This window comes from Pseudomonas sp. GP01-A4 (genome assembly GCF_058780865.1).
This window is the reverse complement of record NZ_JBYSWF010000144.1, coordinates 1-2,682: the sequence shown is the minus strand read 5'-3', so window position 1 is coordinate 2,682 and position 2,682 is coordinate 1. Positions and strand designations below refer to the sequence as shown.

Genomic DNA, 2,682 nt, shown 5'->3' with positions numbered 1-2,682 from the left:
AAAGACCTTTTGGTTACTTTTGGCTGGGCCGGCATTCCGGGCGTTTGCCAAAAGTGACCCGCTGTAAGAGCGGAACCCTAAGTGGCCGTTACCGCAGCAACGGATATGTACACCTTCAGGCCCGACTCCGCAGCCACTGCATAAACCCCTTCTTAACCGGCACCACAGGCGCCTCCTGCGTCAAACTCTGAGCCGCATGCAACCTGAAATCCAACAAACTTTTCATAGCCTCACTGATGTCATGCCGAGCATCCAGACAAGGCTTCAGATACTCCTTCTCAATCCGATACAACGTACAAAACGTCTTCGCCGAAAAGTCCGCAGGCACACCCTGCTCCGACAAAATCCCGGCCTCACCAATCACCTCCCCAGGCCCCATCCGCCCGGCTTCAAACTTGTGCCCGGCCTTGGTCAACATCACCGAAATCACCCCGGACTCGATGATAAACAGGTGATCACTCACCTCCCCCGCCGGCAAAATCATTTCCCCGGCGCGAAAGGTCTGCAGCGTCATGTTCTGGCTGAACGTCTCCTTCTCCTCCTGCCTCAACGTCGAGAAAATAGATGAGCTCTCCAACAACGCCCGAGCCCGGGAAACCGTCACCGGCGCATTACTCTCGGCAGCCGACAACAAGCTCACCCCCGCCGCCTGCAAATGCCGAAACGCCAAATCATAAAGCTGATTGCGCACCTCACGCTTGAGCGCCATGGCCGGCACAAACCCGCTGATCTCATACTCCACGCCACCACTGGCCGACGTCTTGAACGCCACGCTGGGCGCCGGCTTGGCCAACAACGGCCGACACCCCTGCATCGCCCGCTCCAGCGCATCCAGCACGGTTTGGGGCCGCGCATGGGGGCTGACTTGCAGGCTGACCGCCAAGCCAAACATATCTGCGGGACGTGAGAAGTTGATGATCTTGGCCTTGGCCGCCAACGAGTTGGGCACCACCGCCAGGCTGCCCTGGGAGGTTTGCAGTTGGGTGGCGCGCCAGTCGATGTCGATCACCCGGCCTTCGGTGCCGTCGATGGAGATCCAGTCATCCAGTTGGTAGGGTTTGGTGGTATTGAGCACGATGCCGGAAAACACGTCGCTCAAGGTGCTTTGCAACGCCAGGCCGACGATGATTGCCACCGCGCCGGAAGTGGCCAGCACGCCCTTGACCGGCAGGTCGAGCACGTAGGCCATGGCGGCGATGATCGCGATCAGGAAGATCACCGCGCCCACCAGATCCTGCAACAGCCGCCCGGTGTGGCCGACCCGCTGCATCATCACCGCGCCGAGCAATACCGTGAGGGTGCGCGCCGCAAACAGCCACCAGCCGATCTGGAACGCCGTTGCCGCCAAATGCAGCGCCACGTTGTCGCCGAACGGCGCGACCTGCATCGGGTTCATGCCTTCGTTGAACAGCACGGCGCTGAACACCGCAAAGATCACCAGGCGTGCCGCCAGCTTCCAATTGGCGAAATCGGCAGAGATCAAACGCCATACGGCAATATCGATCAGCACCAGCGCCAAGGCACAGAACATCGGGTGATCGGAGATAAATGAGGGCATTCAGGCGACTCCAGGGCGAATGCCATGAAGATCGCATGAAATGCCTTTGGAGGGTATAGCGCCCTAGCGCTGCATCTGCCCGAATTGCCCGGACTGATAGTCGGCAAACGCCTGGTGGATTTCCTGCTCGGTGTTCATCACGAACGGGCCGTGGCCGACGATGGGTTCGTCGATCGGCTCGCCGCTGAGCAACAGCACCATGGCGTCGTCGCTGGACTCGAGGCGCAGTTGCGTGCCATCGCGCTCGAACAGTGCCAACTGCCCTTCCCGCGCCACTTCAGTGCCGTTGATCCGCACCGTGCCGCGCAACACCACCAGCGCGGTGTTGCGCCCGGCGTGCAGGTCCAGCGTCACAGAGCGGCCGGCTTTGAGGCGCATGTCCCACACGTCGATCGGTGTGAAGGTGCGAGCCGGGCCTTTGACCCCGTCGAACTCGCCCGCGATCAAGCGCAGGCTGCCGGCGTGGTCGGCCAGGGGCAGCGTCGGAATATCGCCATCGAGGATGGTCTGGTAACCGGCATCGGTCATTTTGTCCCTGGCCGGCAGGTTGACCCACAACTGGACCATTTCCAGGGCGCCGCCGCTGCGGGCGAACGCCTCGGAGTGAAACTCCTCGTGAATGATGCCCCTGGCGGCTGTCATCCATTGCACATCGCCCGGGCCGATGGTGCCGCCGGCGCCGGTGGAATCGCGGTGCTCGACTTCGCCCTTGTAGACGATGGTCACGGTTTCAAAACCGCGATGGGGATGCTGGCCTACGCCGCGACGTTGCTCGGTCGGGGTGAATGCCGCAGGACCGGCGTGATCCAGCAACAGGAACGGGCTGATCTGCTTGCCCATGGTGTCGTAGGAAAACAGCGTGCGAACCGGAAAGCCGTCGCCGACCCAATGGCCACGTGGGCTGGTGTAGATGCCGATGATCTTTTTCATATGTGTCTCCAGTAATGGATACACCTTAAATCCGATACCAATTCCGCGCTAGACGGCAAAATCGGCCCTGATCGTCCCACCAGTGGAACAAATACTCGCGGGCTGGATTATTTTATATTTCGACCATAATATGGCGACAAATATTACAAGCGTAATTTTTAGCTCACCCCGCCCCACGGAGCCCGACATGAACC

2 protein-coding genes are annotated in these 2,682 nt (G+C 60.4%); both read right to left on the bottom strand.

Annotated elements, in window-relative coordinates:
* Positions 1-115: 115 nt before the first annotated feature.
* Positions 116-1,558, bottom strand: a complete 1,443-nt coding sequence (locus AC3WKX_RS34180; protein ID WP_063028913.1) for a mechanosensitive ion channel domain-containing protein — start codon at positions 1,556-1,558, stop codon at positions 116-118.
* A 63-nt stretch (positions 1,559-1,621) separates the two neighbouring features.
* On the bottom strand, positions 1,622-2,488 hold the full coding sequence (locus AC3WKX_RS34175) for a pirin family protein (protein WP_003210245.1): 867 nt from the start codon (positions 2,486-2,488) through the stop codon (positions 1,622-1,624).
* Positions 2,489-2,682: the final 194 nt, after the last annotated feature.

Excerpts from the sequence above, each read along its gene's own strand:
- AC3WKX_RS34180 (WP_063028913.1), bottom strand. The coding sequence starts at position 1,558 with ATGCCCTCATTTATCTCCGATCACCCGATGTTCTGTGCCTTGGCGCTG.
- AC3WKX_RS34175 (WP_003210245.1), bottom strand. The coding sequence starts at position 2,488 with ATGAAAAAGATCATCGGCATCTACACCAGCCCACGTGGCCATTGGGTC.